Origin of the sequence: Sphingomonas sp. BK345, assembly GCF_014193845.1 — a bacterium.
Classification (GTDB): Bacteria; Pseudomonadota; Alphaproteobacteria; order Sphingomonadales; family Sphingomonadaceae; genus Sphingomonas.
In genome coordinates this window covers 287,616-307,641 of sequence record NZ_JACHZX010000002.1, presented here as the reverse complement: position 1 = coordinate 307,641, position 20,026 = coordinate 287,616, and the positions used below count along the sequence as shown (strand labels likewise).

15 protein-coding genes are annotated in these 20,026 nt (G+C 71.7%); 5 read left to right on the top strand and 10 right to left on the bottom strand.

Annotated elements, in window-relative coordinates; translation table 11 throughout:
* Nucleotides 1-90: 90 nt before the first annotated feature.
* From FHY03_RS06565 to FHY03_RS06545, 5 genes are all read right to left on the bottom strand, one after another.
* Nucleotides 91-1,533, bottom strand: a complete 1,443-nt coding sequence (locus FHY03_RS06565; RefSeq protein WP_183929624.1) for a hypothetical protein — start codon at nucleotides 1,531-1,533, stop codon at nucleotides 91-93.
* Nucleotides 1,534-1,577: 44 nt separating this feature from the next.
* Nucleotides 1,578-2,972, bottom strand: coding sequence for a dihydrolipoyl dehydrogenase (gene lpdA, locus FHY03_RS06560; protein ID WP_183929622.1), 1,395 nt, complete (start codon nucleotides 2,970-2,972; stop codon nucleotides 1,578-1,580).
* Nucleotides 2,973-3,050: 78 nt separating this feature from the next.
* A complete protein-coding gene (locus FHY03_RS06555; protein ID WP_132910401.1) occupies nucleotides 3,051-3,389 on the bottom strand; it encodes an acyl-CoA thioesterase in 339 nt (112 codons plus the stop codon).
* A gap of 47 nt (nucleotides 3,390-3,436) precedes the next feature.
* Nucleotides 3,437-3,667, bottom strand: a complete 231-nt coding sequence (locus tag FHY03_RS06550) for a hypothetical protein (protein WP_183929620.1) — start codon at nucleotides 3,665-3,667, stop codon at nucleotides 3,437-3,439.
* Between the two features lie 13 nt (nucleotides 3,668-3,680).
* Nucleotides 3,681-5,036: a pyruvate dehydrogenase complex dihydrolipoamide acetyltransferase gene (locus FHY03_RS06545; protein ID WP_183929618.1), complete on the bottom strand. Its 1,356-nt coding sequence runs from the start codon at nucleotides 5,034-5,036 to the stop codon at nucleotides 3,681-3,683.
* 151 nt (nucleotides 5,037-5,187) lie between these two features.
* Between FHY03_RS06545 and FHY03_RS06540 the strand changes: the two genes are divergently transcribed.
* Nucleotides 5,188-5,640: a universal stress protein gene (locus FHY03_RS06540; protein ID WP_183920814.1), complete on the top strand. Its 453-nt coding sequence runs from the start codon at nucleotides 5,188-5,190 to the stop codon at nucleotides 5,638-5,640.
* Between the two features lie 483 nt (nucleotides 5,641-6,123).
* On the opposite strand, the gene FHY03_RS06535 is transcribed toward FHY03_RS06540, so the two are convergent.
* The gene (locus tag FHY03_RS06535) at nucleotides 6,124-7,917 is read right to left on the bottom strand and encodes an ABC transporter transmembrane domain-containing protein (RefSeq protein WP_183929616.1); all 1,794 of its coding nucleotides are present in this window, start codon (nucleotides 7,915-7,917) and stop codon (nucleotides 6,124-6,126) included.
* A 156-nt stretch (nucleotides 7,918-8,073) separates the two neighbouring features.
* Here FHY03_RS06535 and FHY03_RS06530 point away from each other — a divergent pair, with 156 nt between their 5' ends.
* Complete coding sequence (locus FHY03_RS06530) at nucleotides 8,074-9,318, top strand: polyhydroxyalkanoate depolymerase (RefSeq protein WP_183929614.1); 1,245 nt, start codon at nucleotides 8,074-8,076, stop codon at nucleotides 9,316-9,318.
* Nucleotides 9,319-9,502: 184 nt separating this feature from the next.
* Here the strand turns inward: FHY03_RS06530 and dprA are convergent, their stop codons facing one another.
* Both dprA and plsY read right to left on the bottom strand, forming a co-directional pair.
* Nucleotides 9,503-10,594: a DNA-processing protein DprA gene (gene dprA, locus FHY03_RS06525; RefSeq protein WP_183929612.1), complete on the bottom strand. Its 1,092-nt coding sequence runs from the start codon at nucleotides 10,592-10,594 to the stop codon at nucleotides 9,503-9,505.
* 14 nt (nucleotides 10,595-10,608) lie between these two features.
* Nucleotides 10,609-11,244: a glycerol-3-phosphate 1-O-acyltransferase PlsY gene (gene plsY, locus FHY03_RS06520; RefSeq protein WP_409314169.1), complete on the bottom strand. Its 636-nt coding sequence runs from the start codon at nucleotides 11,242-11,244 to the stop codon at nucleotides 10,609-10,611.
* 107 nt (nucleotides 11,245-11,351) lie between these two features.
* On the opposite strand from plsY, the gene murI reads away from it, so the two are divergent.
* Together murI and hemA are read left to right on the top strand one after the other, a co-directional pair.
* Nucleotides 11,352-12,134, top strand: coding sequence for a glutamate racemase (gene murI / locus FHY03_RS06515; protein WP_183929610.1), 783 nt, complete (start codon nucleotides 11,352-11,354; stop codon nucleotides 12,132-12,134).
* A 467-nt stretch (nucleotides 12,135-12,601) separates the two neighbouring features.
* A complete protein-coding gene (hemA, locus tag FHY03_RS06510) occupies nucleotides 12,602-13,846 on the top strand; it encodes a 5-aminolevulinate synthase (RefSeq protein ID WP_183929608.1) in 1,245 nt (414 codons plus the stop codon).
* Between the two features lie 253 nt (nucleotides 13,847-14,099).
* Here the strand turns inward: hemA and FHY03_RS06505 are convergent, their stop codons facing one another.
* Both FHY03_RS06505 and FHY03_RS06500 read right to left on the bottom strand, forming a co-directional pair.
* Nucleotides 14,100-15,263: an NAD(P)/FAD-dependent oxidoreductase gene (locus tag FHY03_RS06505; protein ID WP_183929606.1), complete on the bottom strand. Its 1,164-nt coding sequence runs from the start codon at nucleotides 15,261-15,263 to the stop codon at nucleotides 14,100-14,102.
* 223 nt (nucleotides 15,264-15,486) lie between these two features.
* Nucleotides 15,487-18,915: an amidohydrolase family protein gene (locus FHY03_RS06500; RefSeq protein ID WP_183929604.1), complete on the bottom strand. Its 3,429-nt coding sequence runs from the start codon at nucleotides 18,913-18,915 to the stop codon at nucleotides 15,487-15,489.
* A 253-nt stretch (nucleotides 18,916-19,168) separates the two neighbouring features.
* Between FHY03_RS06500 and FHY03_RS06495 the strand changes: the two genes are divergently transcribed.
* Nucleotides 19,169-19,819: a Crp/Fnr family transcriptional regulator gene (locus tag FHY03_RS06495; RefSeq protein ID WP_183929602.1), complete on the top strand. Its 651-nt coding sequence runs from the start codon at nucleotides 19,169-19,171 to the stop codon at nucleotides 19,817-19,819.
* The last annotated feature ends 207 nt before the right edge of the window (nucleotides 19,820-20,026 follow it).

Here is a 20,026-nt window from a genome sequence, read left to right as displayed (position 1 = left end):
CTCACGGAGCGAGGATGATGCGGCACGGTAGATCCTGAGACAAGCTCAGGATGACGCCACAATGGTCGGCCGTCGACGCTACGCCTCCTGTCACGCCGGCAGTAGGCTCAGCGGCGGCGTCCAGTGCAGCAGGCCCTCATATTCCTGCGGCGGGTCGGGCAGCGTGGCGCGCTCGGCGACCGCGGCCGCGAGGCAAAGGCCGGCGACCAGCACCATCCAGGCGGGCACGCGGCGAAGCGGGTAGGTGTCCGCCAGCAGCACCGCGGCCAGCGCGGTCGCGAGCATCGGCCACAGGTGATAGCGCAGGTCGGTCGCGATCGAGATCGCGAGAAAGCTGAACTCGAGCGTCACCGCCGAGGCGAGCAGCGCGATCGCCAGCTGACGCGGCGGCGCGTGGCGCCAGCGCCGCGTCCCGACCAGCAGCAGCAGCGCGAGCAGCAGCCAGGCGAACGGCCAGGCGAGCGGGGTCAGCACCGCCTGAGCGGCGAGCCACATCCATTGCTGCGCCTGCGGACCGGGGCTGGCGAGCCCCAGGTTGTTGGGCTCGCTGCCGCCGGTCGGCGCCGCGCCGGCGAGCCGGGCGGGCACCAGCCAGCGCTCGGTCATGTTCCAGTGCGCCACGCGCTGCGCCAGATAGGCAAGCGGGTGGTGGAGCGCGGCGTTGGCGAGCCTTAAGTACAGATCACTCGCGCGCTGCGCCTTGAGCGGCGACATCGCCGCGACACAGCCCGGCGTGTCGCCGAGCGGGTCCCAGAAATAAGGCGTGACGCAGTCGTTCGCGCGCAGCTGCCGCGCCGCCTGGCGCGACAGGCCGACCGAATGCGAGCCCGGCGCGCGCACCGCGATGCCGGCGAGATCATACAGCGGTTGCGTCTTCTCCACCCCGCTCGACACCGCGCCGATCAGCCGGTGGTTGACCGGCCCGGCCAGCGCCAGCGCCACGGCCAGCAGCACGCCCGAGGCGACGATCAGCGCGCCGGCGCGCCGCACCGGGAACAGCCCCGCGATCAGCGGCGCCAGCGCGAAGGCGGCGTTGGCGCGCACCAGCAGCGCATAGCCGAACAGCAGCGCGGCCAGCAGCGCCGCGGCGGCGGGGACGGGCCGGTCGCGCAGCCGCCACCACGCCACCAGCCCGAACGCCCCCAGCGCGGCGCCGACCAGCTGCGCGTCCTTGAGCACCACCGCCTGCCAGCCGAGGAAGGGCGGCAGAAGCCCGATCAGCAGGATCATCCAGCCCGCGGTCGGCCGGCCGATCCGCGCCAGCGCGCCCGCGATCAGCCCCAGGCCGAGCCAGTAACCGGTAAGCTGCAGGACGAGCAGCCGGGTGGCGCCGTCGCCGAAGGGCAGCAGCCGGCGCCACAGCCACGCCATGACCGGCGGGTGCCAGTCGTCGTAACGGCCGCTCAGGACCTGGCGGAACTGCTCGACCGAGTCATATTCCGCCACCCCCGGCGCGAAGACCACCAGCGACGCCAGCAACAGCGCCGCGGCGGCGATCAGCGGGTAACGGGCGGGGCGTGACGCATAGATCATATGGCCGGATTATAGGACGTCCGGCGCCACCCCGCGTCGTTCGGTCAGATGTGCAATGCGCGGTTGTAGGCGCCGAGCACGCTCTCGTGCATCATCTCGCTCAGCGTCGGGTGGGCGAACACCGTCTCCATCAGCTCGTGCTCGGTGGTCTCGAGCTGGCGCGCGACGACATAGCCCTGGATCAGCTCGGTCACCTCGGCGCCGACCATGTGGGCGCCGAGCAGCTCGCCGGTCTTGGCGTCGAACACCGTCTTCACGAAGCCGTCCGCCTCGCCGAGCGCGATCGCCTTGCCGTTGCCGATGAAGGGGAACTTGCCGACCTTCACCTCGCGGCCGCCCTCCTTGGCCTTGGCCTCGGTGAGGCCGACGCTGGCGACCTGCGGGCGCGAGTAGGTGCAGCCCGGAATGTTCCACGTCTCGAACGGATGCGGGTCCTGCCCTGCGATTTTCTCGACGCAGACGACGCCCTCGTGGCTCGCCTTGTGCGCCAGCCAGGGTGCGCCGGTGACGTCGCCGATCGCGTAGATTCCCTCGACGTTGGTGCGGCCATAGCCGTCGACCTTGATGTGGCCGCGCTCGGTCTGCACGCCGAGCGTCTCCAGCCCGATGTTCTCGGTGTTGGGAACGATGCCGATCGCGACGACGACGTGGCTGTATTCCTCGGTCGCGCTCTTGCCGTCCTTCCCCTTGATCGTCGCCCTGACCGACGCCGCGCCGGTCTCGATCTTCTCCACGCCCGCGCCGGTGAGGATCTTGATCCCCTCCTTGGTGAGGCGCTTCTCCATGAAGGCGCTGACCTCCTCGTCCTCCACCGGCAGGATGCGCGGCAGCATCTCCACCACCGTAATGTCCGCGCCCATATCATTGTAGAAGCTGGCGAACTCGATCCCGATCGCGCCCGAGCCGATGACCAGCAGCTTGGTCGGCATCTCCTCGGGCACCATCGCGTGGCGATAGGTCCAGATGCGCTTGCCGTCGGCCTTGGCGAAGGGCAGGTCGCGCGCGCGCGCGCCGGTGGCGACGATGATGTGCTTGGCCTCGAGCTCGACCGTGCCGCCGCCCTGCTTGACGCTCAGTCTCCCCTTGCCGGTGAGCGCGCCGACGCCCTCGACTACCGTCACCTTGTTCTTCTTCATCAAGCCTTTGACGCCGGCGTTGAGCTGGCCCGCGACCTTGCGGCTGCGGTCGACGATCTTGGTGAGATCGAAGCCGACATTCTCCGCCTTGAGGCCATAATCGGCGGCATGGGTCATGTAATGATAGACCTCGGACGTGCGCAGCAGCGCCTTGGTCGGGATACAGCCCCAGTTGAGGCAGATGCCGCCGAGCCGCTCGCGCTCGACGATCGCGACCTTGAGCCCGAGCTGCGCCGCGCGGATCGCGGACACGTAGCCGCCGGGGCCCGAGCCCAGCACGATGAGATCGTAGGTGTCAGCCATTGCGCCACTCCCGGGCCGCAGCCCCTGTTTGCCATCAGATGGGTGCCGCGGATCGCGCGCGCACCGCGTAAAATCACGTCACGCCGCCGGGGGCACCTCGCGCGGGCGGCGGTCCTCGTCGATCGCGACGAAGGTGAAGCGCGCCTCGGTCACCTTGCGCGACTCCTCGCCGTGGCGGTCGCGCGCCCAGCTCTCCACGTCGATCGCGATCGAGGTGCGCCCCACCCGCGCGATCGTGGCGTAGACCGAGACCTCGTCACCGACATGAACGGGGGCGTGGAACTGCATGCCGTCCATCGCGATCGTCACCGCGCGGCCGCGCGCGCGCCGCGCCGCGGTGAGCCCGGCAGCCGAGTCCATCAGGCTCATCAGCCAGCCGCCGAAGATGTCGCCATAGGCGTTGGCGTCGGCCGGCATCGCGGTGACGCGGATCGTCGGTGCCGCGGTGGGCGGTGTCGCGCCGCTCACGCCTGTGTCTCCGCGCGGCGTAGCTCGTCGCGCTGCTGCACCTCCCAGACGTCACGCGCGCCGAGCAGCCCGACCGCCACCATCGTGCCCGCGCCCACCAGCCAGATCGTCTCCGCGCCCTGCGGGTAGCTCCACGCCGCGCCCTTGAAGACGAGCGCGGTCACGCCGAGCGCGAGCAGCCCCCAAGCCCATTCGCGCCACACCGCGGGCAGCTCCATCTGCGCCATCGCCCGTCCCGCCTCAGGCGAGCATCGCCAGCGGGTTCTCGACGAGCTGCTTGAACGCCTGCATCAGCTGCGCGCCGTCCGCCCCGTCGATCGCGCGATGGTCGAAGCTGCCGGTCGCCGACATCACCGAGGCGACGCCGAGCGTGCCGTCCTTGAGCACCCACGGCCGCTTCTCGCCCGCACCGATCGCCAGGATCATACCCTGCGGCGGGTTGATCACCGCCTCGAACTGCTTGATCCCGAACATGCCCATGTTGCTGATCGAGGCGGTGCCGCCGGTGAACTCCTCGGGCTTCAGCTTCTTGTCGCGCGCGCGCGCGGCGAGGTCCTTCATCCGCGTCGAGATGCTCGACAGCGAGGCAGTGTCCGCCTCGGTGATCACCGGGGTGATCAGCCCCTCGGGGGTCGACACCGCGACCGAGATGTCGGCGCGACCGAAGCTGACGAGCTGGTCGGGGGTGAACATCACGTTGCACTTGGGCACCTGGATCAGCGCCACCGCGAGCGCCTTGATCAGCAGGTCGTTGACCGACAGCTTCACCCCGCGCGCCTCCAGCCCGGCGTTGAGCTCGCCGCGCAGCTTGAGCAGCTTGTCGAGCTCGACATCGACGGTGAGGTAGATGTGCGGCACCTGCTGCTTCGACTCGGTCAGGCGGCGCGCGATCGTCTTGCGCATATTGCTGAGCTTGGTGAGCTCGTGCGGCACGTCGGGGATCGTCGCCGGCTTGGCGGCGGGCGCGGCGGGCTCGGCGACCGGCGCGGACGCGGCGGTGCCGGTGGCCGGGGCGGCGGCGCCGGCCTTGGCGCCCTCGACGTCGGCGCGGACGATGCGGCCGTTCGGGCCGGTGCCGCTCACCGACGCGAGATCGACGCCCCGGTCGGCGGCGATGCGGCGCGCCAGCGGGCTGGCCTTGACGCGCTCGCCCGCGGCGCGCTGCGGCGCGGGCGTGCCGGAGGACGCGGCGGCGGGCGCGGCGGCGACCTGCGAGTCGGCGGGCTTGCCGTGATCCTCGACGTCCTCGGGCGCGGGCTTGGCCTCGCTGCCGGTCTTGTTGGGGTCCTCGGGCGAGGGCCGCGGCTCGCTCCCCTTCGCCGCCGGCGCGGGAGTGCTCTCGCCCGCCCCGTCATCCTCGCCCTCGAGCAGCGCGATCACGGTGCCGACCTTCACGCCGTCGGTGCCCTCGGCGACCGCGATCCTGGTGATGCGGCCCTCGTCGACCGCCTCGAACTCCATCGTCGCCTTGTCGGTCTCGATCTCGGCCATGATGTCGCCCGCCTTGACCTCGTCGCCCTCCTTGACGAGCCACTTGGCCAGCGTGCCCTCTTCCATCGTGGGCGAGAGGGCAGGCATCTTGATTTCGATGGGCATCGTGAGTCCTCGAGCGGATCCTGAAAGTTGCCCGCGTCTCTCGCGGTTGCGCGACGCAGGGTCAACCCCACCCCTTTTCGCCTCCCGCTCCCGCGGCTTGCGCCCGCGCGTCAAGCGGCGGTAAACCCTCCTGATCAGGGGGCCTTCACCGATGCGCATCTATCTCACCGTCGTCGACGACACCCCCGAGGCGCTGAGCGCGCTGCGCTTCGCCGCGCGCCGCGCGGTGCGGACCAACGGCGGGGTCGAGATCCTCGCGCTGCTGCCGCCGCAGGAGTTCATCCCGTTCGGCGGGGTGCAGGCGACGATGGAGGAAGAACAGCGCCAGCACGCCGAGGGACTGGTGGCGCGCGCGGCGGGGACGCTGCTGGAGGAATCGGGCGTGCGCCCGTCGCTGACGGTGCGCAGCGGCGACGGGCCGAAAGTCATACGCGAGATGATCGCGGCCAACCCGCAGATCGCCGCGCTGGTGCTGGGTGCCGCGGCGGGCGGCGCGCCGGGCGCGCTGGTGAGCCACTTCGCCGCCGAGGCCGGGACGCTGCCGGTGCCGCTGATGATCGTGCCCGGCGGGCTGGCGATGGACGCGATCGACCGGGTGAGCTGATCGGGACGTCGCCAGACGCTGGAAGCTGTAATCCTCCCCGCTCGCGAGGAGGTGGCAGCGCGCAGCGCTGACGGAGGGAGCTCTCCGCGAGCGCCGACGCCTTCTGTGCGGAAGCCACCCTCCACCACCGGCTTCGCCGGCGGTCCCCTCCCCGTGCCGGGGAGGATCCGGTCGATCTACGTCCTCCCGCTCGCGGGGAGGTGGCAGCGCGCCAGCGCTGACGGAGGGGACTCTCCGCGAACGCAAAACGTCGCATTTGCGGAAAGCCCCCTCCACCACCGGCTTCGCCGGCGGTCCCTCTCCCCGTGCCGGGGAGGATCTAGTCGCTCTACGTCCTCCCCGCTCGCGGGGAGGTGGCAGCGCGCAGCGCTGACGGAGGGGGCTCTCCGCAAACGCCAACGTCTCGTGTGCGGAGGCCTCCCTCCACCACCGACTTCGCCGGCGCCCCCCCCCCCCGCCAAGCGGGGAGGATCTGAGAGGCGTCTACGCCGCCGCGTCGAACTGCAGGCTCGCCAGCCGCGCGTACAGGCCGCCGCGCGCGATCAGCGTAGCGTGCGTGCCCTCCTCGACGATCCGGCCACCGTCCATCACCACGATCCGCGACGCCGCGCGCACCGTCGCCAGCCGGTGCGCGATCACGATCGTGGTGCGGGTCGCCATCAGCCGCTCGAGCGCGTCCTGCACCAGCCGCTCGCTCTCGGCGTCGAGCGCGCTGGTCGCCTCGTCGAGCAGCAGGATCGGGGAGTCGCGCAACAAGGCACGCGCGATCGCGATGCGCTGGCGCTGCCCGCCCGACAGCCGCGCCCCACCCTCGCCGAGGAAGGTGTCGAGCCCCTCCGGCAGCGCGCGCAGGAAGTCCGCCGCATTGGCCGCCTCGGCCGCGGCCCAGACCTGTTCCTCGCTGGCGTCCCAGCGGCCGTAGCGCAGATTGTCGCGCGCGCTGGTGGCGAAGATCACCGTCTCCTGCGGCACCATCGCGATGCGCGCGCGCACCTCGGCGGGATCGGCGCGGCGCAGGTCGACCCCGTCGACCAGCACGCGCCCGGCCGCGGGCTCGTAGAAATGCTCGATCAGCTGGAACAGCGTCGACTTGCCCGCGCCCGAGGGGCCGACCACCGCCACCGTCTCGCCCGGCGCGACGCTCAGGGTGAAATCGTGCAGCGCCGCCATGTCGGGCCGGGTCGGGTAGCGGAACTCGACCGCCTCCAGCGCCACCCGCCCTTCGGCGGGCAGCGGCAGCGCGACCGGGTGCGCCGGCGCCGCGATCGCAGGGCGCTCGTCGAGCAGCTCGGCCAGCCGCCCCGCCGCGCCGGCGCCGCGCAGCAGGTCGCCGTAGACCTCGGTGAGCGCGCCGAATGCACCCGCGACGATCCCGCCGGTCAGCACGAAGGCCGCGATCGCGCCGCCCGAGAGCCGCCCCGCCGCGACGTCGATCGCGCCCTCCCACAGCACCAGCGTGATCGCGCCGAAGACGAGCCCGATCACGATCGCGGTCATCACCGCGCGCAGCCCGATGCGGCGCTTGGCGGCGTCCATCGTCGCCTCCACCGCGCCAGCGAAGCGCGCGCTCTCGCGCCCTTCCTGCCCGAACGCCTGGACGATCTTCATCGCGCCCAGCACCTCGGTGACGATCGTGCCGACGTCGGCGACGCGGTCCTGCGAGGTGCGCGAATAGGCGCGCACCTTCCGCCCCAATATCGTGATCGGCAGGATCATCAGCGGGATGCCCAGCAGCAGCAGCGACGCCAGCTTGGGCGAGATCGCAAAGAGATAGATCAGTCCGCCCACTGCGGTGAAGCTGTTGCGCAGCGCCACCGAGATGGTCATCCCCACCACCGTCTCGATCTGCCCGGTGTCCGCGGTCAGCCGCGAGGCGATCTCGGACGGGCGATTCTCCTCGTAGAAGGCGGGGCTGAGCGTCATCAGGTGGCGCACCACGCGCTCGCGGATGTCGGCGACGACCCGCTCGCCCAGCCAGGCGACGAAATAGAAGCGCACCGCGGTGCCGAGCGCGAGCACCAGCACGATCATCAGCATATAGTGGAACGAGGACGCGACCGCCGCGGACGAGCCGTCGCCGGCGGCGAAGCCGCGGTCGATCACCCGCTTGAAGCTGTACGGGATCGCGATCGTCGCCGCCGAGGTGATCGCCAGCGCGGTGAAGGCGGCCGCGATCTGCGCCGGATAGGCGCGCGCGTGCTGCCACACCATCGTGAGATTGCCGAGGCGCCGCGCGGGTGCCGGGCGGGCGGGAGCGACGTCGGGAACGCTAGCCATGTCGGGCGCCTAGCAGTGCCCGGCAGGCGGCTCAACGTGTGGCGCGGCGGCCACCCCGGCGACACGATCGCCACCGCGGCGCGCATCGTGCGTTACGCGTCAGTAGGTTTTGTATTACGACCGATCATTGCCCATATCGTGGGCGGAAGGAAGCGGATGCTCTACGACGCATATGAGTGGCAGCGGTCGTGGCTCGCCTCGGCGAGCGCGATGGCGACGGTGGGGGCGAATTGGCTCAACAACCCGTCCAACCCGTTCGCCTATCTCGGCGGCGGGCCGGTGATGGCGAGCGCGCTCGAGGTATTCGCGCATGCCTCCGCCTCGCGCGGCAAGCCCGCCTTCGCGCTCGACACCACGATCGTCGGCGGGCGCGAGGTGGCGGTGACCGAGGAGATCGTGCTCCAGCGGCCGTTCGGCCAGCTCAAGCGCTTCCGCCGCGAGGGCGTCGAGGGCGGACCACGGCTGCTGATCGCGGCGCCGATGTCGGGCCATTTTGCCACGTTGCTGCGCGGCACGGTGGAACGGATGCTGCCCTTCGCCGACGTGTACATCACCGACTGGCGCGACGCGAAGCTGGTGCCGCTGACCGACGGCCAGTTCGATCTCGACGATTACATCGACTATCTCGTCGCCTTCCTCGAGGCGATCGGCCCCGACGCCGGCGAGGGTAACGGCCCGCGCGGCGCGCACATGCTGGCGGTGTGCCAGCCCTCGGTGCCGTGCCTCGCCGCGACCGCGCTGATGAGCGCCGACGCCAATCCCTGCCGCCCGCGCACGCTGACGATGATGGGCGGCCCGATCGACACGCGCGAGGCGCCCACCGCGGTCAACACGCTCGCCACCGAGCGGCCGTTCGCCTGGTTCGAGCAGAACGTGATCGCCACCGTGCCGATGCTCTACCCCGGCGCGGGGCGGCGCGTGTACCCGGGCTTCCTCCAGCTCGGCGGGTTCATGACGATGAACCTCGGCAACCACATGATGAGCCATTACGAGCTGTTCAAACATCTTGTCACCGGCGACGGCGAGAGCGCCGACGCGACCAAGCGCTTCTACGACGAATATCGCTCGGTCTGCGACATGACCGCGGAGTTCTACCTCCAGACGATCGACACGGTGTTCCAGACGCACGCGCTGCCGCGCGGCGAGATGACGCATCGCGGCCGCCCGGTCGATCTCGGCGCGATCACCGACGTGGGGCTGCTCGCGATCGAGGGTGAGCGCGACGACATCTCGGGGCTGGGGCAGACCAAGGCGGCGCTGACCTGCGCCACCGCGCTGCCGGAGGAACACAAGCGCTACCATATGGCCGAGGGCGTCGGGCATTACGGCATCTTCAACGGCTCGAAGTGGCGAGAGCGCATCGCGCCAGTGGTGGAGGAGTGGATCACCGCACACGGGTGATTGCGGGGACTGCGATCCCGCTGGTCATTGTTCTGGCACTTCGGATCGCCCGCGCTCGACGAAGCTCCTCGTGTGCCCCTCATCCTTCCGTCATCCCGGACTTGGTCCTGGATGACGGGGAGAGTGCGACAACGGCCACGATCCCAGAAGCCACCTGTCGCTCGCCCGTGCCAAACCGCTCCCGCTACATCACGCGGCTGACGCGCCCGCCGGGGTGGCGCTCCAGCCGCCCGGCGAGCTCGAGCTCGAGCAGCACGTCCTGGACCAGCGCCGCGGGCAGCGCGCTCTGGCGCACCAGCTCGTCGGTGGCGACCGGCGCCGCGGCGAGCAGCGACTCGACCCGCGCGCGCTCCGCGTCGCCATAGTCCGCCGCCGCCTCGCTCACGCTCTCCCACGGCGCGACCGGCCGCGGCAGCGCGCGCGGGTCGAGCGGGCGGAGCTGCTCGAGCACGTCCGCCGCGTCCTGCACCAGCGTCGCGCCGTCGCGGATCAGCGCGTTGCCGCCGCGCGCGCGCGGGTCGCTGGGATGGCCCGGTACCGCCATCACCTCGCGCCCCTGCTCGCCCGCCAGCCGCGCGCTGATCAGCGAGCCCGAGCGCGGCGCCGCCTCCACCACCAGCGTCCCGAGCGCCAGCCCGGTGACGATGCGGTTGCGATAGGGGAAATGGCGCGCGCGCGGCTCGGTGCCGGGCGGCATCTCGGCCAGCAGCAGCCCCTCGCGCGCGATCCGCTCCTGCAGCGCGGCGTGCTGCGGCGGATAGGCGACGTCGATCCCGCCCGCCACCACCCCGATCGTCTCGGGCAGCGCGCCGAGATGCGCCGCGCCGTCGATGCCGCGCGCCAGTCCCGATACCACGCTCACCCCCGCCGCGGCGAGATCGCGCGCCAGCGCGCGCGCGAGGCGGCACGCGGCGGCCGAGGCGTCGCGCGCGCCGACGATCGTCACCGTCGTCCGCGACGCCAGCGCGAGGTCGCCGCGCAGCGTCAGCACCGCGGGCGAGTCGTCGAGCTCGGCGAGCAGCGGCGGATAGTCGGCATCGCCGAGCAGCAGGTGGCGCGCGCCGAGCCGCTCGAGCAGCGCCCGCTCGCGCTCGATCGTGCCGGACGGCGGCACCACGGGCGCGCGCCCGCCGCCGCGCCGTGCCAGCTCGGGCAGCGCCTCGATCGCCCCGGTCGCGGAGCCGAAGCGCGCGAGCAGGCGGCGATAGCTGACCGGACCGATCGAAGGCGTGCGGATCAGCCGCAGCCGCGCCGCGCGCTCCGCCTCGTCCACCATGCGCCGCGCGCCTCTTACCCCTGCTCTGCCGTGTCGCCCGCGGCCGGCGCGGCGGAGCGGCCGACGCGCGGCTCGGTACCGTCGATCAGCCGCGCGATATTGGCGCGGTGCTTCCACAGCACCAGCGCGGCGAGGCCCATCAGCAGCGGCACGAGATCGAACTCGCCCAGCACCGCCGCGGTGACCGGCGTGCTGATCGCCGCCGCCATGCCCGCGAGCGACGAGATCCGCAGCAAAGCGAGCAGCCCCAGCCACAAAGCCGCGAACACCGCGCCGAGCGGCCAATGCAGCGCCAGCGCCACGCCCATCAGCGTCGCCACGCCCTTGCCGCCGCGGAAGCGCAGCCACACGGGGTAGCAATGGCCCACCATCACCGCCGCCGCGGCGTAGGGCTCGGCGCCGGGCAGCCACGCACGCGCCAGCAGCACCGCCGCCGCGCCCTTGCCGAGATCGAGCAGCAGCGTCGCCGCGGCCAGGCCCTTGCGGCCGGTGCGCAGCACGTTGGTGGCACCGATGTTGCCCGAACCGATCTGCCGCAGGTCACCGGCGCCGAACGCGCGGGTGAGCAGCACCCCGAACGGGATCGATCCCAGCAGATAGCCCAGCAGCAGCGCGGCCGCGGGCAGCGTCCAGACGAGTTCGTCGGTCAGTTCCGGTCCCCCATGCCGCCCCTCTCTAACCGAAACATTTCGGGTACGCTACCGCCCGGCGCGGCCGACGTTGCCGGCACCGGCGAGAGGCCGTAAGCGCGCGGGCGATGAGCGACACGCGGCCGATCCTGTTCTTCGACTCGGGCGTGGGCGGGCTCTCGGTGGTGGCGCCGACGCGCGCGCTGCTGCCGCGGGCGCCGATCGTCTACGCCGCCGACTCGGCGGGCTTCCCCTATGGCACGCGGGCCGAGAGCGAGATCGCCGCGCGCGTGCCCGCGCTGCTGGGACGGCTGGTCGAGCGCTATCGCCCGCGGCTGGCGGTGATCGCGTGCAACACCGCCTCGACGATCGCGCTGCCCGCGGTGCGCGCCGCGCTCGACGTGCCGGTCGTCGGCACCGTGCCCGCGATCAAGCCGGCCGCGGCGATGAGCGCCACGCGCGTGATCGGGGTGCTCGGCACCGAGGCGACGGTGCGCCAGCCCTATGTCGACGACCTCGCCGCCCGCTTCGCCGGCGACTGCCGGGTGCTGCGCCACGGCTCCGCCGCGTTGGTCGAGCTGGCCGAGGCCAAGCTGGCGGGCGAGGCGGTCGATCCCGCCGCGGTCGCCAGCGCGCTGGCGGGGCTGCTGGACCAGCCCGGCGGCGAGCGGATCGACGTGGTGGTCAACGCCTGCACGCACTTCCCGCTGCTCGCCGAGGAGCTCGCGGCGGCGGCGCCTCCGGGCGTGCGATTCGTCGACGGCGGCCCGGGTATCGCGCGGCGGATCGAGTCGCTCACCGCGGGGCAGGTTTGGGCGGTGGGGCCGGACGTGCTGGTCTTCACGCGGCTCGGCGAGCACGAGCGGCGCGTCGCCGCAGGCCTGGCGTTCGCGCGGGTGGAGGCGCTGTAGCGGCGGGCCGCGGGCGGCGGCGGTGAGACCCGCTCGGTCGGCGTTCACGTGCCCACGCCCGTGCCCATGTCCGTGCGCTGGCCTGCGCTTGCCCCGTCCTGCCATGCCCCCGCCCCCCTTCCGTCATTCCACCGAAGGCGGGAATCCAGACGCGCGGACCTAGGTACTTGAGCCGCTCCGTCAGCGTGTCTGGATCCCCGCCTGCGCGGGGATGACGGAGTGAGGACGTTGAGACGGACGGCGGCGACGGAGAGACGCGGCGTCCGCGGAGAAGACGCGACGCCGACCGCCTCGACGTCCGCCGCCGCACCGCCCCGCGCCCGGCCGCCCCGCCCCGGCCGCCCTTCCCTACCGCCATTTCCCTCTTGACCGCCGGCCGGGGTGGGACAATTTGTCCAAGCGCTCGATCAGACAAAGCGGCCTTATCCGCTGGCCATCGGGGGCGGAGGGGAGTAATCGCGGGCGCCATGATCAGCGACAGCAGAGAGGCGCGCGGCGTCGACTACTCGCGCGTGTTCACGCAGGCGATCGATCGACTCCATGCCGAAGGCCGCTACCGCGTCTTCATCGACATCCTGCGCAACAAGGGCATGTTCCCCAACGCGCGCTGCTTCGCCGGGCACAACGGGCCGAAGCCAATCACCGTCTGGTGCTCCAACGACTATCTCGCCATGGGCCAGCACCCCAAGGTGATCGCCGCGATGGAGGAAGCGCTCCACGACGTGGGCGCGGGCTCGGGCGGCACGCGCAACATCGGCGGCAACACCCACTATCACATCGACCTCGAGCACGAGCTCGCCGATCTCCACGGCAAGGAGGCGGCGCTGCTGTTCACCAGCGGCTATGTTTCGAACGAGGCGACGCTGTCGACGCTGGCCAAGGTGCTGCCCGGCTGCATCATCTACTCGGACGAGCTCAACCACGCCTCGATGATCGCGGGCATCCGCAACGCCGGGTGCGAGAAACGCGTGTTCCGCCACAACGATCTCGCGCATCTCGAAGAACTGCTCGCCGCCGACGATCCCGCCGTGCCCAAGCTGATCGCGTTCGAGAGCGTCTACTCGATGGAGGGCGACGTCGCCCCGGTGGGCGCGATCTGCGACCTGGCGGACAAGTATAACGCGCTGACCTACCTGGACGAGGTCCACGCCGTCGGCATGTACGGCCCGCGCGGCGGCGGGATCAGCGAGCGTGACGGTGTGGCCGAGCGGTTGACCATCATCGAGGGCACGCTCGGCAAGGCGTTCGGCGTGATGGGCGGCTATATTGCCGCCGACCGCACCATCGTCGACGTGATCCGCAGTTACGCGCCGGGCTTCATCTTCACTACCTCGCTGTCGCCGGTGCTGGTCGCGGGCGTGCTGGCGAGCGTGCGCCACCTCAAGGCGTCGCGCGCCGAGCGCGACGGCCAGCAGGCCGCCGCGGCGACGCTCAAGGCGATGCTGCGCGAGGCCGGTCTGCCGGTGATGCTGGGCGAGACGCATATCGTGCCAGTGATGGTGGGCGACCCGGTCAAGGCCAAGAAGATCAGCGATATCCTGCTCGCCGAATACGGCGTGTACGTGCAGCCGATCAACTACCCCACGGTGCCGCGCGGCACCGAGCGGCTGCGCTTCACCCCCGGCCCGGCGCACGATCAGGCGATGATGCGCGAGCTGACCGCGGCGCTGGTCGAGATCTGGGACCGGCTGGAGCTGCGCCTGGCGGCGTGAGGGTTGGCGGCGGGGCGAGGCCGGACGGGTCCCTGCCTAGACCCGTCCTTGCCCGCGCGTGCGTCCCCTTCTCCCGTCATCCCCGCGGAGGCGGGGATTCAGACGCGCTGGCGTCCGCGGGTAAGCGTCGCGCCTGCGGCACCACCGTGGCCGCCTGACGCAGCGTACGTGACGGAGCCGCTGCCTCAGCGTGTCTGGGTCGACGCCTCCGCGGGGATGACGGTAGAGAGAGAGAGGTCAACCCTCGCCCCGCTCACACCGCCTGCCCGGCCGCGTAACCGCTCGCCCACGCCCATTGGAAATTATACCCGCCGAGCCAGCCGGTGACGTCCACCGCCTCGCCGATCGCGTACAGCCCCGGCACCTTGCGAGCCTCCATCGTCTTCGACGACAGCTCGGCGGTGGAGATGCCGCCGACGGTCACCTCGGCCTTGGCAAAGCCCTCGCTGCCGTCAGGGTGGAATCGCCAGTCCGCCAGCCGCCGCTCCGCCTCCGCCAGCGCACGATCGCTCGCCGCGCCCAGCTCGCCCAGCCCGAGCCGCTCCGCCAACGCCTCGGCGAGCCGCGTCGGGAGCCCCAGCGCACCCGCCAGCGTCGCGCGCGGCCGGGCGCGCTTGGCCTCGACCAGCCAACCGGGCGCGGCGTCGGGGCGGAAGTCGATCGCCACCGCCTCGCCGCGGCGCCAGTAGCTCGATACCTGGAGGATCGCCGGCCCCGAGAGGCCGCGGTGCGTGAACAGCGCCGCCTCCGCGAAGCGCGCCTTGCCGACGCGCGCCTCCACCGCGGTGGCGACGCCCGACAGCGCCCGGAACAGCGCCTCGTTGCCGGGCAATGTCAGCGGCACCAGCGCGGGTCGCGGCTCGACCACCTTGAGCCCGAAGCGGCGCGCGATGTCATAGGCCACACCGGTCGCGCCGAGCTTGGGAATGGACGGACCCCCGGTCGCCACCACCAGCGCGGGCGCGCGATAGGTCCGACCGCCGTGCGCGACGGCGAATCGCGAGTCGGCGTGCTCGATCGCGCCGAGCAGGGCGCCGAGCCGCACCGCGACGCCCCCCGCCTCGCACTCGCCGAGCAGCAGCTCGACGATCTGGCGCGCGCTGCCGTCGCAGAACAGCTGGCCCAGCGTCTTCTCGTGCCAGGTGATGCCATGGCGCTCGACCAGCGCGAGGAAGTCCTGCGCGGTGTAGCGTCCCAGCGCCGATTTGGCGAAATGCGGGTTGGCGGAGAGGTAGCGGTCGGCGCTGGCGTGCAGGTTGGTGAAGTTGCAGCGGCCACCGCCCGAGATCAGGATCTTCTTGCCGGGCGCGTCGGCGTGGTCGAGCACGACGACGCGGCGCCCGCGCTGCCCCGCCACCGCCGCCGCCATCAGCCCGGCGCCGCCCGCGCCGAGCACGATCGCGTCATAGTCTTCCATGCGCGCGCCGTGACATAGCGCGGGGCGTTGCGCCAGTCGGGGAAGGACCGCTCGGCAGCGGTGCGACGCCTGACCTTCTTCTTCCGTCATGCCGGGCTTGGTACGGGATCCACCGTGCCGCATGCTCAAGCAGCGGTGAGGTGCGCCGACGGGTGGATCCCGGACCAAGTCCGGGATGACGGAAGCGAGTCGACGCGTTCGCCGGGGCGACCGCGCCGCCTTCTCAGTCAACGTCGCCGAAGCCATGCCCGATTGTCGGACGCCCGGCTGCACCGCTCGCATCGCCGGCGCGCTCCCACCAATAGGGCTGGCGCTTGCGCGTGCCGGTGGTGACCTCGTTGAGCGTCGCGGCGTCGTACAATCGGCCGCCGAGCATCACCTGCGCCACCTTGTCGCTGTTGCGGATGTCCGCGGTGGGATCGGCATCGAGCACCACCAGGTCGGCGAGCTTGCCCGGCTCGAGCGAGCCGACGTCCTTGGCATAGCCGAGCGAGGTGGCCGAGGCGATCGTGCCCGCGCGCAGCGCCTCGAGCGGGGTCATGCCGCCGCGCACGAAGCTCCACAGCTCCCAGTGCGCGCCCAAACCCGGCTGCTGCCCGTGCGCACCAATCGCGACGAGCACGCCCTTGTCCGCGAGCTTCCTGGCCTCGCGCGCGGTGACGCCGTCGACATAGTCGCTCTCGGGCGCGATCACGCGCCGCGCGTTCTGCGCGGCGAGCAGCGCGGGCGGCGCGTGGCGCGACAGCAAAGGATGACGCCACACGTCCATGTGCGCGCGCCAGTACGGGTCGCCCGCCGGCCCGCCATAGGCCACCACCAAGGTCGGCGTGTAGCCTACTCTGGTCTGGGACCAGAGCTGCACCACGTCGCCGTAGAAGGTCTCGAGCGGGACGTTATGCTCCACCGTCGAATTGCCGTCCTGCACCAGCGTCATGTCGAGCGTGAACAGCGAGCCGCCCTCGGGCACCACCTCCATGTTCTCGGCTTGGGCGGCGGCGACGACCATCTGGCGCTGCTCACGACGCGGCTGGTTGTAGTTCTTGACGCTGTGCGCACCCACCGCCTTGAGCCGGCGCACCACCGCCAGCGCGTCATCGTAATCGTCGATCTGCGCGTAGACGTCGGGCGACTTGGCGCCGTAGATCACCTCGCCGGTCGAGAAGGTACGCGGCGCGAGCACCAGCCCGGCCTGCTGCATTTCGGCGGCGGGGAAGATCTCGGCTGAGCGCGACGAGGGATCGTGGATCGTCGTCGTGCCGAGCGCGAGATTGGCCATCGCCGACCAGTTCTGCTGCGGCACCAGCTCGTCGTCGCCCTGCGAGCCGTGCGCGTGCGCGTCGACCAGCCCGGGAATGATCGTCTTGCCGCTGACGTCGATCGTCTTGGCACCCGCCGGGATCTGGACCGACGCGCGCGGGCCGACCGCGACGATGCGGTCGCCGCGGATCAGCACGGTCGCGTCGTCGACGATGCCGCCGTCCGCCGCCGCCATGGTGACGACGCGCGCGCCGGTGAGCGCGACCGTGCCGGTCGGCTTGGCGGCGTCCACCTCCATCGACAGCGACACGCCGGTGCGCGGCGGGGTGAAGGACGCGCCCTTCGCGCCCTCCTCCGCCGGCGCGGCGCGGAACAGCTGCGCGGTCTGCGCGGTGTAGAGCACCGGCCCCGCGCTCCAGTGGATCTGCTCGCCGCCGTTGGACCAGTGGATGAAGTCGGCGCCGTCCGCGCTGACCCGCGTCGCCGGCAGCGCGCTGCCCTTCGTGTCGACGTCGACCGCCTGCTTGCCCGGCAGCAGTGGCATCACGAACGCCTCGTAATTCTGCCGGAAGGCGACGTAATCGCCCGCGGGCGAGACCTGATAGTCGTTGACCAGCTCGCCCGCGGCATGGACCCGCTTGTTCTCGCCGGTGAGATCGGTGCTGACGAGCTGGCGCTTGCCGCCGTCGTTGGCGATCATGAACACGCGGTCGCCGCCCGCGCCGAATTGCGGGGCGGCGGCGTCGCGCGCGACGCGCTCGGGCGCGCCCCCGCTCGCCGCGACGCGGTACACGCCGCTGCCGGGGTTGCCGCGCGGCGAGGTCAGCTCGCCGCCCTGGCTCTGCTCGAACACGATCGTCTTGCCGTCGGGCGAGAAGCGCGGGCGGCGGTAGGTGCCCGCCGCCGTGGTGACGGTGCGCGCCGCGCCGCCACCCGCGGCGACCGTGCGGATCTGCCCAAGCGTATCGTCGCGCCAGCCGACGAAGACGACCTGCTTGCCATCGCGTGACCAGCTCGGGAACAGCTCGAACCCGTCGTCGCCGCGGGTCAGCCGCTTGGCCACGCCGCCCGCGACCGGCTTGACCCAGAGCTTGCCGAGCGTCTCGAACACGACCTGACGGCCATCGGGCGAGACTTCGGCCCAGCGCGGCATCTTGGTGGCGAAGCGCGCCGGCGCGACCTCGATCTGCGGGTGGACCGAGTCGACCACCACGCGCGTGTCGTTGACGCGGAACGGGATCACGCTCGCCGCGCCGCCGCCAGCCGGCACGCGGCGGAGCTTGCCGCCGGCCCAGAAGACGATCGCCTCGTCGCGCGGCGTCCAAGCCATGTTGGGGTAGACGCCGGTGACCGCCCAGGTCTCCTGCACGTCGCGGTCGAGCGGGCCGTAGACCTTGCGCTCCTCGCCGCTGGCGAGGTCCTTGACCCACAGGCTGCTGACGTTGTCGTCGCGCCGCACGAAGGCAATGCGCTTGCCGTCGCGCGACGGCGTCGGCCGCACCGCGCCGCCCGCGCCCGAGACGACCGTCGTCACCTCGCCGCTGTCGAGGTCGTAGCGCTCGATGTCGAACAGGTCGGTGCGCGAGTTCTGCGCATACTCGAAGATCGGGCCGGGCGAGACGTTGCGGGTGTAATAGACGCTCTTGCCGTCGGGCGCGTAGATCGGCTCGCCCAGCTCCTTCTGCAGCACCTCGCTGGCGCGCTTGACCAGCTGCACCCCGCCGCCGCCGGAGACATGGTAGAGCCACACCTCGCCGGTGCCGAGCGAGCGGCCGGTGGTGAAATGCTTCTTGGCGACGATGAAGCGCCCGTCGGGGCTCCACGTCGGCTGGTTCAGCAGGCGGAAGTCCTCCTTCGTGACCTGGCGCTTGTCGCTGCCGTCCAGGTTCATCACCCAGATATTGTCGCCGCCGCCCCGGTCCGAGGTGAAGGCGATGCGGCGCCCGTCGGGCGAGAAGCGCGGCTGGTGCTCGAACGCGAGCCCCGCGGCGATCCGGGTGGGCGTGCCGCCGGTGACGGGCATAGTGTAGATGTCACCGAGCAGGTCGAACGCGATCGTCTGTCCGTCGGGCGAGACGTCGAGGTTCATCCAGCTGCCCTCGTCGGTGGCGATGCGCACCTCGCGCGTGCGCAGGCCCCGCGGCGCGTTGACGTCCCATTTGGCGGGCTTGCCCTTGTCGGTGGCGGGGGCGCCGGCGGTCGGCTGCGACCGAGGCTGGGGCAGCGGCAGCGGACCGGCCTGGTCGGGCAGCGGCGCGGTCGCCTGGTCCTCGGGCGCCTGGGCCTGCGCCACCGGTGGATCGTTGGGCGGCGGGCTCACCTGCGCCGCGAGCGGGGCCGAGAGCTGGGCGGCGGCGAGGCAGAGGGCGACGGCGGTGAGAGCGCGCTGGGACATTGTGCGGAGATTCCCCTTTCGGCCGGGACGTTAGAGCGTGGGACGGCAGCGGGGAAGCCGCGCGGCCGTCCGCGAAATTTCACTGACTTTTTAAAGTGCGTCAGAGTCTTGGCCGACAAGAACCGGCTAGCGTAACGATTGGTCTACGCGGGAAAAATACGTGCTTCACAGCCTGCCCCTTCACCGGTTCAATGAGTCGATCGTGTTGCCGAGCGGCGATCTCGAGCGGATACAGGCCATGGGCGAGCCACCGATGCGTCTGGCCCGCCACGCGATACTGCGCCGCGAGGGGGAGTCGCCGCGTTATATCTACCTGCTGCTCGACGGCTGGGTCGCCTCCTCGGTGCTGCTGCCGGGGGGGGACCGCCAGATCACCAAATTCCATCTGCCCGGCGACCTGCTCGGCACGCCCAGCATGTGCCTGGAGCGCACCGCCGACACGCTGACCGCGCTGACCCCCGCGAGCGTCAGCCGCGTGCCGCTCGCCGCCTTCGGCGACCTGTTCCAGCGCTCGCCGCATTTCGCCGCGGCGATGCTGCTGAGCATCCAGCGCGAGCGGGTGGCGCTGATGGACCGGCTCGCCGCGGTCGGTCGAACCCCGGCGCTGGCGCGCGTGGCGGCGCTGCTGCTCGACCTCGCCGAGCGGCTCGGCGCGCTCGGCGGCGGGGAGGTGAGCGAGTTCGAGCTGCCGGTGACGCAGGAGCAGATCGGCGACCACCTCGGGCTCACCGCGGTGCACGTCAACCGCATCTTCCGCCAGTTGGTCGAAACCGGCCTGGTCGCGCGCCACCGCCAGCGCGTGACGCTGCTCGACCGCGCGCAGCTGAAGTCGGTCTCGGGCCGGCAGGAGCGCGTGCCAGCGCAGGACGTGAGCTGGCTGGTGGGCGCACGAGCGGAGGCGTGACGGGTCATCTCTGCTCACTGAGTCGCCGATGAGTCCCGGGTGATTCAACCTCGCTCTAGGCTGGCGAGGTGCGCAACGGGAGCGGTATAGCAGAGGCATCGAGGTTCAGGCGGCAGCGCCGTTCCACCGCGATATTCATCTCGGCCGTGGGGCGGGTGCCCGGTCGATGCGGTCGTGAGCCGCTGTCAGCGGTGCGGATGCGTCATC

Coding starts and splice junctions, on each gene's coding strand:
- FHY03_RS06565 (WP_183929624.1), bottom strand. CDS start 1,533: ATGATCTATGCGTCACGCCCCGCCCGTTACCCGCTGATCGCCGCCGCG.
- lpdA (WP_183929622.1), bottom strand. CDS start 2,972: ATGGCTGACACCTACGATCTCATCGTGCTGGGCTCGGGCCCCGGCGGC.
- FHY03_RS06555 (WP_132910401.1), bottom strand. CDS start 3,389: ATGCCGGCCGACGCCAACGCCTATGGCGACATCTTCGGCGGCTGGCTG.
- FHY03_RS06550 (WP_183929620.1), bottom strand. CDS start 3,667: ATGGCGCAGATGGAGCTGCCCGCGGTGTGGCGCGAATGGGCTTGGGGG.
- FHY03_RS06545 (WP_183929618.1), bottom strand. CDS start 5,036: ATGCCCATCGAAATCAAGATGCCTGCCCTCTCGCCCACGATGGAAGAG.
- FHY03_RS06540 (WP_183920814.1), top strand. CDS start 5,188: ATGCGCATCTATCTCACCGTCGTCGACGACACCCCCGAGGCGCTGAGC.
- FHY03_RS06535 (WP_183929616.1), bottom strand. CDS start 7,917: ATGGCTAGCGTTCCCGACGTCGCTCCCGCCCGCCCGGCACCCGCGCGG.
- FHY03_RS06530 (WP_183929614.1), top strand. CDS start 8,074: ATGCTCTACGACGCATATGAGTGGCAGCGGTCGTGGCTCGCCTCGGCG.
- dprA (WP_183929612.1), bottom strand. CDS start 10,594: ATGGTGGACGAGGCGGAGCGCGCGGCGCGGCTGCGGCTGATCCGCACG.
- murI (WP_183929610.1), top strand. CDS start 11,352: ATGAGCGACACGCGGCCGATCCTGTTCTTCGACTCGGGCGTGGGCGGG.
- hemA (WP_183929608.1), top strand. CDS start 12,602: ATGATCAGCGACAGCAGAGAGGCGCGCGGCGTCGACTACTCGCGCGTG.
- FHY03_RS06505 (WP_183929606.1), bottom strand. CDS start 15,263: ATGGAAGACTATGACGCGATCGTGCTCGGCGCGGGCGGCGCCGGGCTG.
- FHY03_RS06500 (WP_183929604.1), bottom strand. CDS start 18,915: ATGTCCCAGCGCGCTCTCACCGCCGTCGCCCTCTGCCTCGCCGCCGCC.
- FHY03_RS06495 (WP_183929602.1), top strand. CDS start 19,169: ATGCGTCTGGCCCGCCACGCGATACTGCGCCGCGAGGGGGAGTCGCCG.